Raw genomic sequence first — 17,106 nt, 5'->3', positions numbered from 1 at the left:
GAACGACGGCTCCTGGCCGATCTCGGTCAGCTCGCCTCGGATGCGGCATAGAGACGCCACTGTCCGGGCACACCCTTCAATTCACGGGCGCCGCGATCCCGGAAAGCCAGTCCCGAGCCTGCCACGAGATCTTTGACCGTACTGGATACGAGAACCTCTCCGGGGCTCGCTGCGTTGGCGATCCGAGCGCCGATATGTACTGCGATGCCGCCGATCTTGGCGCCCATCACCTCGCACTCGCCCGTGTGCACGCCGGCACGAATCTCCAGGCCGAGAGAGCGAACACTGCTTCCGATGGCGGCCGCACAACGCACAGCCCGCGCGGGACCGTCGAAGGCCGCAAAAAAGCCATCCCCAGCCGTGTCGACTTCACGCCCCCGGAATCGTTCCAACTGGCGGCGTGCGACCCCGTAGAAGTTGTCCAGCAACTCATGCCATCGAGCGTCGCCAAGTTGTGCGGCCCGCTCAGTTGACCCGGCGATGTCGGCAAACAGGACCGTAGCCAACACCCGGTCTGATTCGCGGTCATGCCGCTGCCCGGTGAGAAACTCCTCAATGCGCTCCAGATAGGCGTTCGCGTCGCCGATAAAGAAGAAGTGGTCATCGCCGGGGAATTCCGCGTACTCGGCGCCTGGAATCCTCTGTGCCAAGTAGCGCGCGTGGTCGATCGGCATGATGCGATCGCCGACGCGGTGCAATATCAGCGCCGGAACCCGAATTGCGGGAAGGATCGGGCGTGCGTCGATCTCGTAGGCCATGCGTAGCAAGGCCACCGCCGCGCCTGGGCTGCACGCCTGTCGCTGGAAGCGCCCCCACCATTCGCGTGCTGCCGCGTCATTGGCGAGCGAAGGTGCAAGGGCGCTCAACAGAACTCCCTTGCCCCATCCCTGTTCCATCCGCTGCAGTAGCGCGTCATATTCCTCGGGCGGTGTTCCGAACGTATAGTCAGGTGCCCAGGCGATACGCGCGAAGGTTCCCATCAGAACGATCGCTGCGGTGCGATCGGGATGCGTGGCCGCGAATAGCAAACTCAACGGGCCGCCTTCCGATACCCCGAGTAGCGCCGCCCGCTCGGAACCGGCGGCGTCCATGACCGCGCGGACGTCATCCATTCGCTGCTCGAGAGTCGGCAATTGCACGACGGGAACAGGATCGGACATCCCGGTCCCGCGCTTGTCAAAAATGATGAGTCGGGCGAACGAGGCGAGGCGCCTGAAGAAGCGCGCCCAGCGCGGCTCCTCCCAGCAGTGCTCGACATGTGACACGAACCCAGGAATGAACACCACGTCTAGCGGCCCTCTGCCGACGACCTGATAGGCGATATGGCAATCCCCACTCTTCGCATAACGGGTCTCCGGGTGCTCTGCCATTTCTCACCTCCTCGAGTGACAGTTTCGAATGTCAGCTTACGAGCGTTGAGCCGCGTCTGGACCGGCCGCTTCTGCGGCAGCCGTCCTCGCACAAGCAGTTAGCTCCCGGTGTTGAGCGCTGCAATCACGTACTGGAACAATTCAGCCGCCCGGTTTGTCGAGCCCATGGCACCGCGACTACGGGCCTCTGCCTTGTGCTCAGGCGCGTTGGATCCAGCATAGATGATGAACGGGGTCTTGTCTCCAGCGCCGCGAAGCTTGTCCAAGAGCGTGTATCCCGCATGGGGGTCAGGCGGTCGCCCCATGTCAGAGATGATGACGTCAAACCTCTGCTTGGCGGTCAACTTGAGCGCCTCTTCCGTAGAAGTCGCAAGGACGAACGAAACGCCCAAAGCCTCGAGGGCCTGACGCTCGAAAACATTGTTTGCCGGTCGATCGTCCACCCAAAGCGCAGTTGCGGCGGTTGCACGACGGATGATTCGGGCATTGACGGTGTCAGCGACGACGGCCGCTGCTTCGTTTGCGTTGCGGGCAGCCGATTCCGGTGTCGTTGCCGCGTCCGGGCGCGACACGGATGCCGCAACGAGGGCAGCGGTAACCTCGGCTTGCTTCCTCTTCGCTGTGGCCTCGAAGCCGGCGCCCTTCAAGGAGAACTCTCCAAGGCTGTAGAAGAAGTCCTTTAGCGCAGGCGCAAACTTCACGAGCACCACTATGAGCACTGCGGGCCATACGAAGACGCCGAGGAGCTTCGTGACCGAATCGATCAGCTTTACGAGGTCGTCAATGTTCATCGATGCTTCCTGTGGATGCGCCGTGCCGACGTGCTTGCAGGCTGCTCTGCGTGGCCGTAGCTGCATTCTGAGCCAAGACCATGAAGCGGCGAGACTCGTTACCGAAGAGCTGGGCGCAATTGTCCGCGCGGACCTTCGCGGACCTTTTCGGGCGGCTGCAGATCGCCCTCCTGCCTCTCTTCTGAATCACCGATCCAGAAGCGATATGAAGTGCGCCCCGCGATGGTGCCCGGCACCATCGCCGCATGGTTGATCAGGGAGCAAGCAACGCAGAACTCGTGCGGTGCATCGAGAACATCGTGCGTGCGGGGACGATTGGGCAAGTCGACCACGCCATAGCGCGATGCCGCGTTCAGTCCGGCGGTCTCACCACCGACTGGCTTCCCTGGATCTCGATGCGCGCCGGCGACGTGCGCCGCTGGTCCCCACCTTCTGCCGGCGAGCAATGCATCGTCCTCTCCCCCGGCGGCAACATGGCCTCGGCCTTCGTCCTGGTCGGCGTCTTCAGCGATACGATCGCGGCGAACGGCAACACCGGCGACGTAGAGCGCACCTCCTACCCCGACGGCGCGGTCATCGAATACGACCATGCCGCACACGCCCTCACCGTCACCCTGCCCGCCGGCGGCACCGCCGACATCACGGTCCCCGATGCCGTCACGATCCGCTGCAACACCGCCGACGTGACCGCCAGCGAAAGCGCCACGGTTCACTCGCAGAAGATCACCCTCGACGCCCCCGAGACCATCGCCACCGGCGAGCTCAAGGTCCTGGGTCTGCTCACCTACGCAGCCGGCATGGTCGGCGGCGGCAGCGGGCCCGGCGGCGCCGTCGCGGTCATCAACGGCCCGATCGAGGTGCGCAACGGCGACATCACCCTGCCAGGCAACGACGTGGTCGCCTCGGGCATCAGCCTCGTCGGCCATGTGCACGGCAAGGTCACGCCCGGCAGCGGCACGACGGGAGCCCCCGCATGAGCGGCATGGACCGGATCACCGGCAGGCCCATCGACGCCATCGAGCACCTGCGACAGAGCGTCGCCGACATCCTCGGCACGCCGATCGGCAGCCGCTTGATGCGCCGCACCTACGGCAGCCAGTTGCCCGAGCTGATCGACCAGCCCGACAACGGCACCACGCGCGTGCGCGCCTACTCGGCCATCGCTGGCGCCCTCATGAAGTGGGAGCCGCGCCTGCGCCTGTCGCGCCTGCAGCTTTTCAGCGGCGCGCGGCCCGGCCAGGTCGTGCTCGAGATCGACGGCATCTACACGCCGCCCGGCATCGCCGCGACCGTGCTCGCGCTGCGCGTGCCCGTGCAGATGAGGGCCGCCGCATGACGATGGATCTCACCCTGCTGCCCGCTCCGAAGGTCATCGAGTCGCTGGACTACGAAGTCATCTTCGACCGCCTGCTCGCGCGCTTCCGCGAACTGCATCCGGACTTCACGCTCGTCCTCGAGTCCGACCCTGCCGTCAAGCTGCTGGAGGTCATGGCCTGGCAGGAGCTGCTGATGCGCCAACGCATCAACGACGCCGCACGCGCCAGCATGCTGGCCTATGCCGTGGGCAGCGACCTCGACCAGCTCGCGGCCAACCTCGGCGTGGCGCGCCTGGTCGTCACGCCGGCCAACCCGAACGCGGTGCCGCCCGTCGCCGCCGTCTTCGAGGCCGACGACCGCCTGCGCGAGCGCACGCAGGCCGCGCTCGAGGGCATCACGACCGCGGGCCCGCGCGACAGCTACCGCTTCCACGCGATGACCGCAGACGCCCGCGTGGCCGATGCCGGCGTCGACAGCCCGGACCCCGGTACCGGCAAGGTGCGCGTCACGATCCTCGCGGACAACGAGAGCGGCATCGCCGACAGCGCGCTGCTGGAGACCGTGCGCAACGCACTGAGCGCGGAGCACATCCGGCCGCTGTGTGACCTCGTCACCGTCCATCCCGCCGAGATGATCGAGACGCCGATCGTCGCCGTGCTGCACCGCAGGCCGGGGCCCGCCGGCGAGATCGCCGCGGCCACGGCGCGCGCGGCGCTGGCCGCATGGCTGCCGAAGACGCGCCGCCTCGCCGCAGGCCTGCCACGCTCGGGCATCGACGCCGCGCTGCACCAACCCGGCATCGACCGCGTCGAGATCCTCTCGCCGGCGGCGGACATCCTGTGCGACACGACGCAGTGCGTGCGCGTGACCGGCGTCACCCTCACGGAGGCCGTGGGCAATGAGTGACCCCATGGCCAGAGCCCGCCTGCTGCCGCCCAACCGAACGGCGCTCGAGTCCGCCCTCGCGGCCATGTCGTCGCTCGTGCTTGACACCGCCGGCCTGCGCCACCTCTGGCACGCCCGCGATTGCCTCGCCGAGCTGCTGCCCTGGCTCTCGTGGACGCTCTCGGTGGAAGGCTGGAGCGACGCCCGCAGCGACGACGCGCGCCGCGCGGTGATCCTCGACAGCATCAACATCCACCGCCGCAAAGGCACGCCGTGGGCGATCCGCGCCCTCATCCGGGCGCTGGGCTTCGGCGAGATCACCATCATCGAGCGCATCGGCGGCATCCGCCGCGACGGCACCGCCGCGCACGACGGCGAGTACGCGCGCGCACCGCTCAGCTCGACCTGGGCCACCTATCGCCTGGTCTTCGACCGGCCCCTCACCAACGCGCAGGCCGCACGCGTCCGTGCGCTCCTGCCCTCCGTCGCACCCGCACGCTGCCTCTGTGTGGGCCTGCGCTATGCGGCCGTCGTGAACAGCCACAACGGCGCGATGCGGCGCGACGGCTCTTTCAACCGTGGAAGCGCATAGCGCAGCAACAGAGAATGGCAAACCTCATCGAGACCGACCGCTGGGAAGAAGGGATCTACCAGTGGGAGGAAGACGACCCCGTGCTCGGCGGGCCAAGCGGCATCGACAACGTGCCGCCGCGCCAGCTGGCCAACCGCTCGCGCTACCAGCGGCTGCGCAACGTGACGGCCTGGGTCGCGACCTTCGACTACCCGGCCGATGCGTATGTCGCGTGGGCGGGCACGACCTGGAAGAGCATCGCACCAAGCCTCAACATCGCGCCGGGCACCGACGCCACCCGGTGGGTGCGCTGGGGCCACACGGCCAAGGAGCTGTCCGCGGCGCTGGGCGACTCCGTGGCCGCGCACGAAGAGAGGAGCGATCCGCACCCGGTGTACGCCTTCCGCGACGTGTTTGCCGCGGTGCCGAAGGCCTACGTCGGCCACGTGATCACCGTGAGCACCCCTCACCTGCGCCAGCTGGTGTGGAACGGCACGACGTACGTGCGCGCACCCTGGCACCAGCCCGGCATGGTGCTGTACAGCTACGACAACCCGGCCAGCATCTCGGGCTACCTGCCGGTCCGCGCGGACGTGAGCTACAGCCAGGCGAACTACCCGGACCTGGTCGCGCGGCTTGGCCTTTCCGGCACCGGCACTTTCACGCTGATCGAACTGCGCGGCGAGTTCATCCGCTGCCTGGACAACGGCCGAGGGGTCGACGCAGGGCGAGGCCTGCGGTCCGCACAGGCTGGCGACAACCAATCGCATGCCCACAACTATGCCGACCCAACCCACAGCCACTACGTGAATGACCCGACCCACGGCCACCCGGCCTGGACCGACCAGCAGGGCCACCACGGCCACTACTTGACGAACATGGTCTTCAACGAATTCGGCGCCGGCTCTGGATTTCCCTATGTACCTGGGAACCTGGGCATCGGCGGCAAGAGCACTGACGGGGCCGGCAGTCACGCCCACAACGTCGGTGTTGGTGGCTCGGGCACCGGCATCTGGCTGAGCGCCAGCGGCACCGGCATCGCCATCCAGGCGACCGGCTCCGAAGCCCGGCCGCGCAACGTGGCGCTGCCTGCCTGGATCAGCTACTGAGCGCGGCTCTGCACACCATGACCAAGACCATCTACCTCGTCGATCCCGAGACGCGTGTGTACGTCGGCCCCGCGCCGCATCCGCTCGACCCGGTCGAATCCGAACGCACCGGCAAGCCCGTCTATGCGGCGCTCAACCCTGCGCTGGCCACCGAAGTCGCGCCGCCGCGGATTCCCGCGGGCAAGCGCGCCGTGCTGGTGGACCTGAGCTGGGTGCTCGAGGACATGCCCGCGGCGCCCGCGCCCGTGCCCGCACCACCCCCCGTTGCACCCGCGCCGCCGCCAACGCCGCCACGCGAGCTGACCTTCGAGGAACGGCTCGCAGCGCTCCGCGGCCTGGTCCAGGACTACATGGACGCCATGGCCCACGCCTGGGGCTACGACGACATCAAGACCGCAGTCACCTACGCCGAAGAACCGGCCGTTGCGAAGTTCCAGGCCGAAGGCCGCGCGCTGCGCGCTTGGCGTTCGCTGGTGTGGGCCAGCTGCTACGAGCTGCTCGCGCGCGTGCAGGCCGGCGAGACCGAGGAGCCGACGGCCGAGTCCCTGCCGGGCCTGCTGCCCCGCCTCGTGCCGCCCGAGGCCGAGGTCGCGCCCAAGACAGCCGCGCCGGCCGACGACGGCCAGACCGAAGCGGCGCACTGACAACCATCGATTCAAGGAGAACCCATGTCCCTCACCGACTACCACCACGGCGTCCGTGTCCTCGAGCTCACCGAGGGCACGCGCCCCATCCGCACGATCCAGACCTCGATCATCGGCCTGATCGCCACCGCGCCCGATGCGGATCCGTTGGCCTTCCCGCTCGACACGCCGGTGCTCGTCACCAACGTCTACAGCGCCCTCGCGAAGGCGGGCACCTCGGGCACGCTCGCGCGCACCCTGCAGGCGATCGCCGACCAGGCGCGGCCCGTCACCGTCGTGGTCCGTGTCGAGCAGGGGCCGGACGAGGCCTCGACCACCACCAACGTGATGGGGGCAGTGAACCGCGAGGGCCGCTACACCGGCATGAAGGCGCTGCTGTCTGCGCAGGCCATGCTGGGCATCAAGCCGCGCATCCTCGGCGCGCCAGGCCTCGATACGCAGCCCGTGGCCGCGGCCCTGGCTGCCATCGCGCAGCAGCTGCGCGGCTTCGCCTACGTGGGCGCCTGGGGGTGCGAGAAGGTGGAAGACGCGACCGCCTATCGCCGAGAGTTCGGCGCGCGCGAGCTGATGGTCATCTACCCCAACTTCCAGAACTGGGACACTGTCTCCAACGCGAAGGCCGATGCCCCGGCTGCCGCCTACGCGCTCGGCCTGCGCGCCAAGATCGACAACGACACCGGCTGGCACAAGACGCTCTCGAACGTCGCGGTCAATGGCGTCATCGGCATCTCGAAGGACATCTACTGGGACCTGCAGAACCCCGCCACCGATGCCGGCGTGCTTAATGCCGCCGACGTCACCACGCTGATCAACAGCAATGGCTACCGCTTCTGGGGTTCGCGCACCTGCAGCGACGAGCCGCTCTTCGCCTTCGAGTCGGCCACGCGCACCGCCCAGGTGCTGGCCGACAGCATTGCCGAGGCCCACATGTGGGCCGTCGACAAGCCGATGCACCCGAGCATCGTGAAGGACATCATCGAAGGCGTGAACGCCAAGTTCCGCGAGCTCAAGGCGGGCGGCTACATCCTGGACGGCTCGGCCTGGTACGACGAGGAGATCAACCAGAAGGAAACGCTCAAGAGCGGCAAGCTGGTCATCGACTACGACTACACGCCGATCCCGCCGATCGAGGACCTGACCTTCAGGCAGCGCATCACCGACCGCTACTTCGCGGACTTCGCCGCGCGTGTCGCTGCGGCGTGATCGCCGCCCTCCCCTGAACCCCCGAGGAACAACCGATGTCCCTGCCCCGCAAGCTCAAGAACTACACGCTTTTCAACGACGGCCGCGCCTACCTGGGCGAGGTGCCCGAAGTGACGCTGCCCAAGCTCACCCGCAAGACCGAGGACTACCGCGCCGGCGGCATGAACGGCCCGATCAAGGAAGACCTCGGCATGGAGGCGCTGGAGATGCAGTGGACCGCCGCCGGGTACCTGCGCGACCTCTTCAGCCAGTGGGGCGCGGCGCGCCATGACGCCGTGCTGCTGCGCTTTGCCGGCGCCCTGCAGGACGCGAGCACCGGCAATGTCGGCGCGCTGGAGATCGTCGTGCGCGGCCGCCACACCGAGATCGACCCCGGCACCTCGAAGGCCGGCGAGCTCACCGAGATCAAGGTGACCAGCGCGCTGAGCTACTACAAGCTCAGCCTCGACGGCACCACGATTCTCGAGATCGACCTGGTCAACATGGTCGAGTACGTCAACGGCAAGGACCTGATGGCCGACATCCGCGCGGCGATCGGCCTCTGACCCCATCACCTCACCTACTGAACCACCATGAACACCGCCCCTACGCCCGCCCTCGACCAGACCACCGCCGTTGCTGCCGGCGACAACACCGTGACGCTGGACACGCCGATCCAGCGCGGCGAGACCTCCATCACCGTCGTGACCCTGCGCCGCCCCAAGGCCGGCGAGCTGCGCGGCGTCGCCCTCACCGACCTGCTGCAGCTGGACGTGACCGCGCTGCAGACCGTACTGCCACGCATTTCGAACCCCATGCTGCTGAAGCAGGACGTGGCCGAGCTCGACCCGGCCGACCTGGTGCAGCTCGGCACGAAGGTGGCGGGTTTTTTGTTGCCGAAGGCAGCGCTGGACGCCTCCCCGAGCGCGTAGAGGATCCGATGGCCGATCTCGCGGCTATTTTTCACTGGACGCCCTCGGAAATGGATGATTTTTCGCTGGAAGATCTGATGGATTGGCGCGAGCGCGCCCGCGAGCGTTCGGAGGCTCAGGACTGACTATGATGCGGCGCCATGTCGACCCTCATCGTCATCATCCTTGCCGTGCTCGTCCTCTTGGTGACGCTCGGCTTCGTATGGGCCTGCGCCAGTGTTGCCGGGGCGATCTTCAACAAGCTCTGGCCCCACCGGAGCTCGGAACAACGGGAGGCCGAGGCGATCCGCGCGCTGCTCGCAGAGATCGAGGCCGAGGACGCGACGCTCGCCGCGCGAGCCGCCAGCCAGCGCAGCAAAGCCCTGCGCCGGTCGCACGCCTGAATCCCGGCGCCGGAGGCTGTCGTGGCCTCCAATGACCTGCGCCTGCAGGTCATCCTGCAGACCCTCGACAAGGCCACCGCACCGCTGCGGCGCATCCAGGCCGCGAGCAGCGAGACCGCCAGCGCCCTCAAGGCCGCACGCGCGAAGCTCAAGGAACTCAACGACCAGCAAAAGGCGATCGGGCAGTTCCGCGAGGTGCGCGCCGGCCTCGGCGCCACGGCCGCCAGCGTGCAGGCGGCGCAAGCGCGCGTGCAGGCGCTGGCACGCCAGATCGCCGCAACAAGCACGCCGACCCGCACCATGGCGCGCGAGTTCGCCGCGGCCAGGCAATCGGCAGCCACGTTGGGCGTGCAGTTCGACCAGCAGCGGCTCAAGGCCCAGCAGCTGCGCGACCGGCTCTCGGCCGCGGGCATCAGCACGCGCTCGCTGGGCGAGCATGAGCGGCGCCTGCGCGCCGACATCCAGGCCACCAACCAGGCCATCGGCGACCAGACCGCGCGCATGAAGGCCCAGGGCCGCGAGGCGGCGCGGCTCGATGCGCTCAAGGCGCAGCACGGCAAGACCATGCGCCGTACCGCCATGCTGGGCGCCGGCAGCGCCGCGGCGATCGGCGCCGGCCGTGCCGTGGCGCGCCCCCTGGGCTCCGTCATGGGCGCCTTCATGCCGCAGGAAGACGCCGCCTCGCAGCTGCGTGCATCGCTGATGCGCAAGGACGGCAGCGTGCCCGATGACTTCCGCAAGATCTCGGAACTCGCCACCCGCCTGGGCGACAAGCTGCCCGGCACCACGGCCGACTTCCAGGACATGATGACCATGCTCATCCGCCAGGGCATGAGCGCCAAGACCGTGCTGGGGGGCCTGGGCGAATCGGCCGCCTACCTCGGCGTGCAGCTGCGCATGCCCGTCACTGAGGCCGCGGAGTTCGCCGCCAAGATGCAGGACGCCACCCGCACCACCGAGGCCGACATGATGGGCCTGATGGACCTGATCCAGCGCACCTACTACCTGGGCGTGGACTCGGGCAACATGCTGCAGGGCTTCACCAAGCTGTCGCCGGTGCTCAGCGTGCTGCGCAAGGACGGCCTGGCCGCGGCCCAGGAGCTCGCCCCACTGCTGGTGATGATGGACCAGACCGGCATGGCCGGCGAATCCGCCGGCAACGCGATCCGCAAGGTGTTCCAGGCCGGCCTCGATGCCAAGAAGCTGGACAAGGCCAACGATGCGCTCGCGGCCGCGAAGGCCGGCTTCACGCTCGACTTCAGCGATGGCAAGGGCGAGTTCGCGGGCATCGACCAGATGTTCGCGCAGCTCGAGCAGTTGAAGGCGCTCGACAGCATGCAGCGCACCAGCGTCATCAAGTCGCTCTTCGGCGATGACGCCGAGACGCTGCAGGTGCTCAACACCCTGCTGGCCAAGGGCAAGGAGGGCTACGCCGAAGTCGCCGAGAAGATGCAGGCGCAGGCCGATCTGCGCCAGCGCGTGGAGGCCGAACTCGGCACGCTCAAGAATGTGGCGGAAGCCGCCGAAGGCAGCTTCACCAACGCCCTGGGCGAGATCGGCGCCACCGCGGCACCGGTGCTCAAGGAACTGCTCCAGTGGCTGGGCGAGCTGGCCGCGAAGGTGGGCGAGTTCGCGAGGGAGAACCCGCGCCTGACATCCACGGTGGTGATCGCCGCAGGCGCGCTCGCAGCGCTGCTGACCGTCGGCGGCGCACTCGGCCTGGCGCTGGCGGCCATCGGCGGCCCGCTGCTCGGGCTGCACTTTGGCATGCAGATGCTGGGTCTGAACGGTGGAATGGTGGTCGGTGCACTGAAGGCCGTCGGCGGCGCAATCGCCTCCGTTGGCCGGTTCTTGCTGATGAACCCGATCGGCCTCGCGATCACAGCCATCGCTATCGCGGCCTTCCTGATCTACAAGTACTGGGGGCCGATCACGGCGTTCTTCGCCGGCCTGTGGCAGACGGTCAAGACCGCGTTCAACGATGCGCTGACCTGGTTCGCTGCCCTGCCGGCGCGCTTTGCGGCTTTCGGCACCGCCATCATCCAGGGGCTGGCCAACGGCATCACCGGCGCGCTCGGCAGCGTGAAGGATGCGATCGTCGGCGCCGCGGATTCTGCGCTCGGCTGGTTCAAGGAGAAGCTCGGCATCCGCAGCCCCAGCCGCGTCTTCATGCTCGCGGGCAACGAGATCAGCAACGGCGCGGCCGAAGGCATTGCCGGCGAACAGCACCGCGTGCGCCAGGCTGCGCTGGGCATGGCGGCTGCAGCCGCGGTCGCCCTGCCCCTTATGGCCGGCGCCGCGGACGCAACGGGACCAGCTACCGGCATCGGCGCAATCACAATGGACCGCCGGCCGCCACTGAGCGCTGCAGCAGCGCCGCGCAGCATGGCCATGGGCGGCGACACGATCAACATCACGATCCAGGCCACGCCCGGCATGGACGCGCAGGCCATCGCCCGAGCGGTGAGCGCCGAGCTGGACCGCCGGCAACGTAGCAGGCGCGCGAGCATGCTCTCGTCGCTGTCAGACATCGATTGAAAAGAAGGACCTACCGACATGATGATGGCCTTCGGGCAATTCGTTTTCAGCCTGGACACGCTGGCTTACCAGGACCTGCAGCGCCAGACGGCGTGGCGCCACCCGAGCAACAGCCGCGTGGGCGCGCGCCCTGCCCGCCAGTTCGTCGGGCCGGGCGAGGAGACCATGAACTTGAGCGGCGTGCTGCTGCCCGGCTTTGCGGGGGACACCGGCTCGCTCGACGAACTGCGCGCCATGGGCGCCGCCGGCGCAGCCTGGCCGCTGGTGGACGGCACCGGCACCGTGTACGGCCAGTTCGTGATCGAGTCACTGAACGAGACGCGCACGCTCTTTCACCGTGACGGCACCGCGCGGCGCATCGAGGTCCAGCTGCAGCTCGCGCGCGTGGACGAAGACCGAGTCGATGCGATCGGCGACAGCGGGCAGGCGCAGGAATGAACGCCCCCCAGCGACACCCCCGGCCGGACTACCGCCTCACGCTCGACGGCCGCGACATCACGCCGGCTGTCGACGCGCGGCTGATCAGCCTGACGCTGACCGAATGCCGCGGCGACGAGGCGGATCAGCTCGACCTGCAACTGGACGACGGCGACGGCGCACTCGAGTTCCCGGCCCGGGGCGTGACCCTGTCGCTCGCGATCGGCTGGGCCGGCGAGCCTCTCGTGGACAAGGGCACCTTCGTGGTCGACGAGGCCGAGCACAGCGGCGCGCCCGACCAGATCACCATTCGCGCGCGCAGCGCGGAACTCGGCGCGAACCTGCGTGACCGCAGGGACCAGAGCTGGCACCGCACGACGCTGGGTGCGATCCTCGACGAGATCGCCCGACGCAACCAGCTCGTGTCGCGCGTGGATGCGCGCCTGTCGGGGCAGGAGGTGGGTCACATCGACCAGACGAACGAGAGCGACATCAACTTCGTCACGCGGCTTGCGAAGCGGTACGACGCGGTGGCGACGGTCAAGAAGAGGCTGCTGGTGTTTCTGCCGATCGAGGGCATGACCACGAGCAAGGGGGATGCCCTGCCCCTCGTCACGCTCACTCGGGCGGACGGTGACACGCACAGGTACCACACCAGCGAGCGGGACGCCTACAGCGGCGTGCGGGCGTACTGGCACGACCCCAGGTGCGCGAACCGTCGATCTGTCCTGGTGGGACTGAGCGGCAATGCCAAGCGGCTGAAGGAGAGTTATGCGACCGAAGCCGATGCGCTTGCAGCGGCGCAGGCGGAATGGAGGCGAATCCTGCGCGGCGCGGCGACCTTCGAGTTGACCCTGGCCATCGGGCAAGCCTTGCTCGCCCCTCAGACACCGGTGCGCGTTCGAGGATTCAAGCCACAGATCGACAACACCGAATGGCTAAGCGTCAAGACCGCCCATCGTCTTGGGGACGGCGGGTACACAACGCGCGCCGAGTTGGAAACTTCCGCCGCGAACGAGAGCCTCGACGCGACGGGGAACTGACTATTGCTCTGCCACCGGCGGCGTTGGTCCTGCTCTCGCCGACCTCTGAATCAATGCTCCTCATTCCTGGAAGCCAGGCTGAACAGACCCCAGACGGCGCCGAGCCCAGTGACTGGCCAGACCAAGGCCATTCCCAAGGCCTTCGCAAACGCCTCCTTGTTTCGTGCGCCTATCTCAGCGTTCGCGCGGCGGACACCTGCGTTATAGGTCCTCTTTTCCCGCAGGATGCGCTGCGCTTGACCCCCGCCCAATTCAGACAGCGCGCCAATCGAGGCTGATTCGTCCCCCGGCCCAAAAACGATTTCTTCTCTCACCTGAGGTAATTCAGATTCCTCGGGCCGCAAAAAAATAGCCCATGCGACGCCCACAAACATCCAAGCGATGCCACCCCACCTCAACCATGCCCACAGCCGCCTCAACTCAGGGGCCCACGAAGCGAGGCCGTTCCATAGGAGAGCGACGACAGATCTAAGTGAAGCGAACACGGTGCCTCCTTGCCTCGTTGAAGCCAGGGCTCGTCGGACTTCGATGATCGCCCAATCTAACTCAAATGCCCTCATTCGGCGTCCACTCTGCGAATGACCCAACGCTGGTGCTTTGCCAGAGCGTACAGGTCGCGGAAACGCGAGGGCGCCGAGACGGGCTCCACATCCGCACACATGCCCGCAACTGGGCCGCACAGGCTTTCCACGCGATCAGGGTTCAGGTCTCTGTTGGCGGAGTTGTCCGTCATGAGACGCCTTTTGCAGTTCTGCCACAAAAGCACTCGATGTGCCGATGGGCATTGCCGGCATCTACAGCAAGTGGCGCAGTCCGGACGGCAGCGAGCTGTTCTCTTTGCTGGCGAAGTAGCGGCCGCCCCGTCTCAAACATCGCGGCGAGACCAACGACTCTTTGAAACATGCCACCCCAAGGGCTTCACCACCAAGAGTTGGAGACCGCGTGCGCTCGGGCTACAGAAGCTTCCCGGGAATTCCGACCTACAATTTGATACAAGAACAATTGAGGAGAATTTTCGAGTGTCCGACGAAGAAGCGATCAACAAACTAGTTGCCACCCTCAAGAAATTCAAGCCGGGTACGCCACTCAAGCACTACATCACTCACGCCACGTTTCCCAAGTTCAAGAGCATCGAACCGGGAACGCGGGTGGACTTCGACTTCCCCCTCACTGCTCTTGTCGGTGCCAATGGCAGCGGCAAAAGTTCGCTGTTGCACGCTCTCTGGGGCATGCCGTTCAACTACAGCACGTCCAAGTTCTGGTTTGCCACGAAATTGGACCCCATCGAGGGTCCTAGATCCGATCCACAGCGCTATTTCTACGGCCATTGGAACGAGACTTTCGGCGGAATCGTCGAAACTCGAAAAGCGCGCATCGGTACCAAGCAAGACTACTGGGAACCATATCGGTGGAGCAAGGCCGACGGCATGGCTCCGATGGCCAAAGGGGACTATGAAGGGAAGTCAAAGGACCGTTGGAATCCTGTACGGCGAAAGGTGGTGTACGTCAATCTCAAGGCCACCTTCGGGTCGTTCGATCGATACTTCTTCTTCGACGAGTTCTCCAAGGGCGGCGACAAGAGGGAGGTGATGAGGCTTGAGGCGGCCCGCCTGAAACGCATCAAAGCAGACAACCGGCAGAGCTACAAGCTTGGGGGAGTCACGGAAAGCCTATTTGAAAACCGTGACCTGACGGAAGACGAACTGAAGGCAGTTTGTCATATCTTGGGCAGAACTTACGAGTCGGCCAGACTCATTCGCCATTCGCTTTATCCGGGCTCTCGTGGGCGAGATCTCAGTGTCGTGTTCCGCCGAGGCTCGGAGTACTCCGAGGCCTTTGCGGGTAGTGGCGAAATCGCTGCGGTCAGCGTGGTTGTGGACTTGCTGGAAGCGCCGGAGTACTCGCTCATCCTCCTGGATGAACCCGAAACTTCGCTGCATCCAGGCGCACAGCGTGCCCTACTTCGGTTTTTGCTGGAGCAGATCAAGTTAAAGCGACATCAAGTGGTCGTTTCGACGCACTCGAGCGAGTTCCTGGATGGCCTGCCGCATGATGCCATCAAAGTGTTCGAGGACAACGGCAAGATGCAAGCACGGATCCTGCCACGCAGTTCTCCGGCCGCTGCTTTGCAGCGACTTGGCAAGGTTCCAAACAACAAGCGACGCGTACTCGTCGAAGATGAGATCGCCAAATTGATCGTCCTTCAGGCTGCCAAGGGCCTCGACAAGGGCGACGCGGCCTCGCTTGAGGTCAAGGTGAATACGGGCGGCGCGTCGTACATGCTGAAGTTCTCGGGTCCAACTGCAATGGATGCGGGTCAGGACCTGTTCTTGATGCTGGACGGGGATCAGAAGCGGGTCGCGGCATTCACCGACCCACAGAGCGTCCCTCCGGAAGCACATGACGGCCTCGGTGCCGTACTCAATGACGAACTCGGTGTCGACCCGGTGTTCGCCATTCCTGGTGGAAACGACTCTGCAGGGCACAAAGCGGCGAAGATTCAGGCGCAGTTGGAGTATCTCGACTGGCTCCGCAAGCACGTCGCTTTCTTGCCCAGAAAGTTGCCGGAACATATCCTCCTAGAGGCCCTAGACCCGGGCAAGAACCACGCGGCCACAAACTCAAAAGACACCAAGATCGCATTCAAGAATTTTCTCGCGGAAGGGTCTGATGTGGGCGAGCCCTCTGCAAGAGAGATCGTCGCATGGGCCAAGTTGAAAGTCGGCAAGATCCCTTCCGACAACGCAGACCTCACTTCTATTCGGCAGCAACTCACGACTTGGCTGCATGGTTGACGCCGCGCCACACCTACCGCGACCACCGATACCCTACATTTGATCCCGCAACAACAATTTGCCCCCATGCCCCCCCGCACGACCGACCTCCCCCTTGACGATGCAACTGCCATGACCGCCATCGATCTGTTCAGCGGGTGCGGCGGCCTAAGTTTGGGTTTGCAGCGTGCCGGATTCAGGGTCGACGCCGCCGTGGAAATCGACGCCAAGGCCCAAGAGACGTACAAGCTCAATCACCCCCTGGTCAAGTTGTACGAGCAGGACATCCGCAAGTTGGATCCGGCAAAGGTGCTGAACGACGTCGGCTTGAAGCCAGGCGAACTCGATCTACTCGCCGGCTGCCCGCCTTGCCAAGGCTTCTCGAGGCTGCGGACCAAGAACCAAAAGACTTCGGTCGAAGACGATCGAAACAGCCTGGTGCGTGACTTCATGCGCTTTGTGAAGGTCATGTGTCCGAAATCCATCATGCTCGAGAACGTTCCCGCACTCGCCCGGGATGGTCGCTTTACGCGAATGCGCAACGAATTGGAGGGGCTCGGCTATCGGGTTTTGGTGGACGTACTGGACGCCGCTGAGTACTCAGTCCCTCAGCGACGTAAACGCCTCATCATGCTGGCGTCCAGGGTGCATCTACCGGTGCTTGCTGCGAAATCTGCTGCTCGCGTCACTGTTCGCCAGGCCCTACAGGGCATCGAGGCGCCATCGACATCGAAGGACAAGCTTCACGCACTTCCTGAAAATCGCTCGGCAGCGGTGCGCGAACTCATTGCCCGCATTCCGAAAAACGGAGGTAGCCGCCAAGACCTCGGTGAAGAGGACCAATTGGAATGCCACAAGCGCAGCGACGGCTTCAAGGATGTCTATGGGCGCATGGCTTGGGACCAGGTCGCGCCCACCATCACGAGCGGTTGTCATAACCCGTCCAAAGGCAGGTTCCTACATCCGTCGCGCAATCGCACCATCACATTGCGGGAAGCGGCACTGCTGCAGGGCTTTCCCCCGGACTACAAGTTCAACGTGTCACATGGGAAAGAGGCGATTGCCCTCATGATCGGAAACGCGCTGCCGCCGCCGTTCATCACGGCGCAAGCACGGGCCCTTCGTGATGGGATGCTCGCCGCGAACTAGC

The 17,106-nt window shown here is 65.8% G+C and carries 18 protein-coding genes; 16 read left to right on the top strand and 2 right to left on the bottom strand.

What is annotated here, in order from left to right; all coding sequences use genetic code 11:
- Positions 1-26 precede the first annotated feature (26 nt).
- Both BLW05_RS08250 and BLW05_RS08245 read right to left on the bottom strand, forming a co-directional pair.
- Positions 27-1,370, bottom strand: a complete 1,344-nt coding sequence (locus tag BLW05_RS08250) for an adenylate/guanylate cyclase domain-containing protein (protein WP_093161677.1) — start codon at positions 1,368-1,370, stop codon at positions 27-29.
- Between the two features lie 98 nt (positions 1,371-1,468).
- Complete coding sequence (locus BLW05_RS08245; protein WP_093161676.1) at positions 1,469-2,161, bottom strand: response regulator; 693 nt, start codon at positions 2,159-2,161, stop codon at positions 1,469-1,471.
- Between the two features lie 245 nt (positions 2,162-2,406).
- Here BLW05_RS08245 and BLW05_RS08240 point away from each other — a divergent pair, with 245 nt between their 5' ends.
- The 16 genes from BLW05_RS08240 (at position 2,407) to BLW05_RS08160 (ending at position 17,105) form a co-directional block, all read left to right on the top strand.
- A complete protein-coding gene (locus BLW05_RS08240) occupies positions 2,407-3,138 on the top strand; it encodes a phage baseplate assembly protein V (protein ID WP_093161675.1) in 732 nt (243 codons plus the stop codon).
- 5 nt (positions 3,139-3,143) lie between these two features.
- Positions 3,144-3,497 carry a GPW/gp25 family protein gene (locus BLW05_RS08235; RefSeq protein ID WP_218135159.1) on the top strand — a complete coding sequence of 118 codons (354 nt, stop codon included), beginning with the start codon at positions 3,144-3,146 and terminating at the stop codon, positions 3,495-3,497.
- Positions 3,494-4,384 (top strand): baseplate assembly protein, encoded by an 891-nt coding sequence (locus BLW05_RS08230; protein WP_093161673.1) that lies wholly within the window; start codon positions 3,494-3,496, stop codon positions 4,382-4,384. The genes BLW05_RS08235 and BLW05_RS08230 overlap by 4 nt, the downstream gene beginning before the upstream one ends.
- A gap of 4 nt (positions 4,385-4,388) precedes the next feature.
- Entirely contained in the window at positions 4,389-4,955 is a 567-nt protein-coding gene (locus BLW05_RS08225) for a phage tail protein I (RefSeq protein ID WP_177142589.1), read from the top strand.
- Positions 4,956-4,969: 14 nt separating this feature from the next.
- Complete coding sequence (locus tag BLW05_RS08220) at positions 4,970-6,043, top strand: hypothetical protein (RefSeq protein WP_093161670.1); 1,074 nt, start codon at positions 4,970-4,972, stop codon at positions 6,041-6,043.
- A gap of 17 nt (positions 6,044-6,060) precedes the next feature.
- On the top strand, positions 6,061-6,687 hold the full coding sequence (locus tag BLW05_RS08215) for a hypothetical protein (protein WP_093161669.1): 627 nt from the start codon (positions 6,061-6,063) through the stop codon (positions 6,685-6,687).
- Positions 6,688-6,711: 24 nt separating this feature from the next.
- Positions 6,712-7,890 carry a phage tail sheath protein gene (locus BLW05_RS08210; protein ID WP_093161668.1) on the top strand — a complete coding sequence of 393 codons (1,179 nt, stop codon included), beginning with the start codon at positions 6,712-6,714 and terminating at the stop codon, positions 7,888-7,890.
- 35 nt (positions 7,891-7,925) lie between these two features.
- The gene (locus tag BLW05_RS08205; protein WP_093161667.1) at positions 7,926-8,435 is read left to right on the top strand and encodes a phage major tail tube protein; all 510 of its coding nucleotides are present in this window, start codon (positions 7,926-7,928) and stop codon (positions 8,433-8,435) included.
- Positions 8,436-8,462: 27 nt separating this feature from the next.
- Positions 8,463-8,801 (top strand): phage tail assembly protein, encoded by a 339-nt coding sequence (locus BLW05_RS08200; RefSeq protein ID WP_093161666.1) that lies wholly within the window; start codon positions 8,463-8,465, stop codon positions 8,799-8,801.
- A gap of 8 nt (positions 8,802-8,809) precedes the next feature.
- Positions 8,810-8,926: a GpE family phage tail protein gene (locus BLW05_RS08195; protein ID WP_093161665.1), complete on the top strand. Its 117-nt coding sequence runs from the start codon at positions 8,810-8,812 to the stop codon at positions 8,924-8,926.
- Between the two features lie 15 nt (positions 8,927-8,941).
- Positions 8,942-9,184, top strand: a complete 243-nt coding sequence (locus BLW05_RS08190; RefSeq protein ID WP_093161664.1) for a hypothetical protein — start codon at positions 8,942-8,944, stop codon at positions 9,182-9,184.
- 21 nt (positions 9,185-9,205) lie between these two features.
- Positions 9,206-11,722 (top strand): phage tail tape measure protein, encoded by a 2,517-nt coding sequence (locus BLW05_RS08185; RefSeq protein WP_218135153.1) that lies wholly within the window; start codon positions 9,206-9,208, stop codon positions 11,720-11,722.
- A gap of 18 nt (positions 11,723-11,740) precedes the next feature.
- On the top strand, positions 11,741-12,160 hold the full coding sequence (locus BLW05_RS08180; protein WP_093161663.1) for a phage tail protein: 420 nt from the start codon (positions 11,741-11,743) through the stop codon (positions 12,158-12,160).
- Positions 12,157-13,182, top strand: coding sequence for a contractile injection system protein, VgrG/Pvc8 family (locus tag BLW05_RS08175; RefSeq protein ID WP_093161662.1), 1,026 nt, complete (start codon positions 12,157-12,159; stop codon positions 13,180-13,182). Before BLW05_RS08180 ends, BLW05_RS08175 begins: the two co-directional genes overlap by 4 nt.
- 1,019 nt (positions 13,183-14,201) lie before the next feature.
- Complete coding sequence (locus BLW05_RS08165) at positions 14,202-15,977, top strand: ATP-dependent nuclease (RefSeq protein ID WP_177142588.1); 1,776 nt, start codon at positions 14,202-14,204, stop codon at positions 15,975-15,977.
- Positions 15,978-16,088: 111 nt separating this feature from the next.
- Positions 16,089-17,105, top strand: coding sequence for a DNA cytosine methyltransferase (locus tag BLW05_RS08160; RefSeq protein ID WP_093162133.1), 1,017 nt, complete (start codon positions 16,089-16,091; stop codon positions 17,103-17,105).
- The last annotated feature ends 1 nt before the right edge of the window (position 17,106 follow it).

It is taken from the genome of Variovorax sp. YR216, from assembly GCF_900107745.1.
Classification (GTDB): domain Bacteria; phylum Pseudomonadota; class Gammaproteobacteria; order Burkholderiales; family Burkholderiaceae_C; genus Variovorax.
This window is presented reverse-complemented; position numbering and strand designations above follow the sequence as displayed.

Excerpts from the sequence above, each read along its gene's own strand:
- BLW05_RS08235 (WP_218135159.1), top strand. The coding sequence starts at position 3,144 with ATGGACCGGATCACCGGCAGGCCCATCGACGCCATCGAGCACCTGCGA.
- BLW05_RS08215 (WP_093161669.1), top strand. The coding sequence starts at position 6,061 with ATGACCAAGACCATCTACCTCGTCGATCCCGAGACGCGTGTGTACGTC.
- BLW05_RS08225 (WP_177142589.1), top strand. The coding sequence starts at position 4,389 with ATGGCCAGAGCCCGCCTGCTGCCGCCCAACCGAACGGCGCTCGAGTCC.
- BLW05_RS08175 (WP_093161662.1), top strand. The coding sequence starts at position 12,157 with ATGAACGCCCCCCAGCGACACCCCCGGCCGGACTACCGCCTCACGCTC.
- BLW05_RS08205 (WP_093161667.1), top strand. The coding sequence starts at position 7,926 with ATGTCCCTGCCCCGCAAGCTCAAGAACTACACGCTTTTCAACGACGGC.
- BLW05_RS08160 (WP_093162133.1), top strand. The coding sequence starts at position 16,089 with ATGACCGCCATCGATCTGTTCAGCGGGTGCGGCGGCCTAAGTTTGGGT.
- BLW05_RS08200 (WP_093161666.1), top strand. The coding sequence starts at position 8,463 with ATGAACACCGCCCCTACGCCCGCCCTCGACCAGACCACCGCCGTTGCT.
- BLW05_RS08220 (WP_093161670.1), top strand. The coding sequence starts at position 4,970 with ATGGCAAACCTCATCGAGACCGACCGCTGGGAAGAAGGGATCTACCAG.
- BLW05_RS08230 (WP_093161673.1), top strand. The coding sequence starts at position 3,494 with ATGACGATGGATCTCACCCTGCTGCCCGCTCCGAAGGTCATCGAGTCG.
- BLW05_RS08180 (WP_093161663.1), top strand. The coding sequence starts at position 11,741 with ATGATGATGGCCTTCGGGCAATTCGTTTTCAGCCTGGACACGCTGGCT.
- BLW05_RS08240 (WP_093161675.1), top strand. The coding sequence starts at position 2,407 with ATGGTTGATCAGGGAGCAAGCAACGCAGAACTCGTGCGGTGCATCGAG.
- BLW05_RS08245 (WP_093161676.1), bottom strand. The coding sequence starts at position 2,161 with ATGAACATTGACGACCTCGTAAAGCTGATCGATTCGGTCACGAAGCTC.
- BLW05_RS08195 (WP_093161665.1), top strand. The coding sequence starts at position 8,810 with ATGGCCGATCTCGCGGCTATTTTTCACTGGACGCCCTCGGAAATGGAT.
- BLW05_RS08190 (WP_093161664.1), top strand. The coding sequence starts at position 8,942 with ATGTCGACCCTCATCGTCATCATCCTTGCCGTGCTCGTCCTCTTGGTG.
- BLW05_RS08210 (WP_093161668.1), top strand. The coding sequence starts at position 6,712 with ATGTCCCTCACCGACTACCACCACGGCGTCCGTGTCCTCGAGCTCACC.
- BLW05_RS08250 (WP_093161677.1), bottom strand. The coding sequence starts at position 1,370 with ATGGCAGAGCACCCGGAGACCCGTTATGCGAAGAGTGGGGATTGCCAT.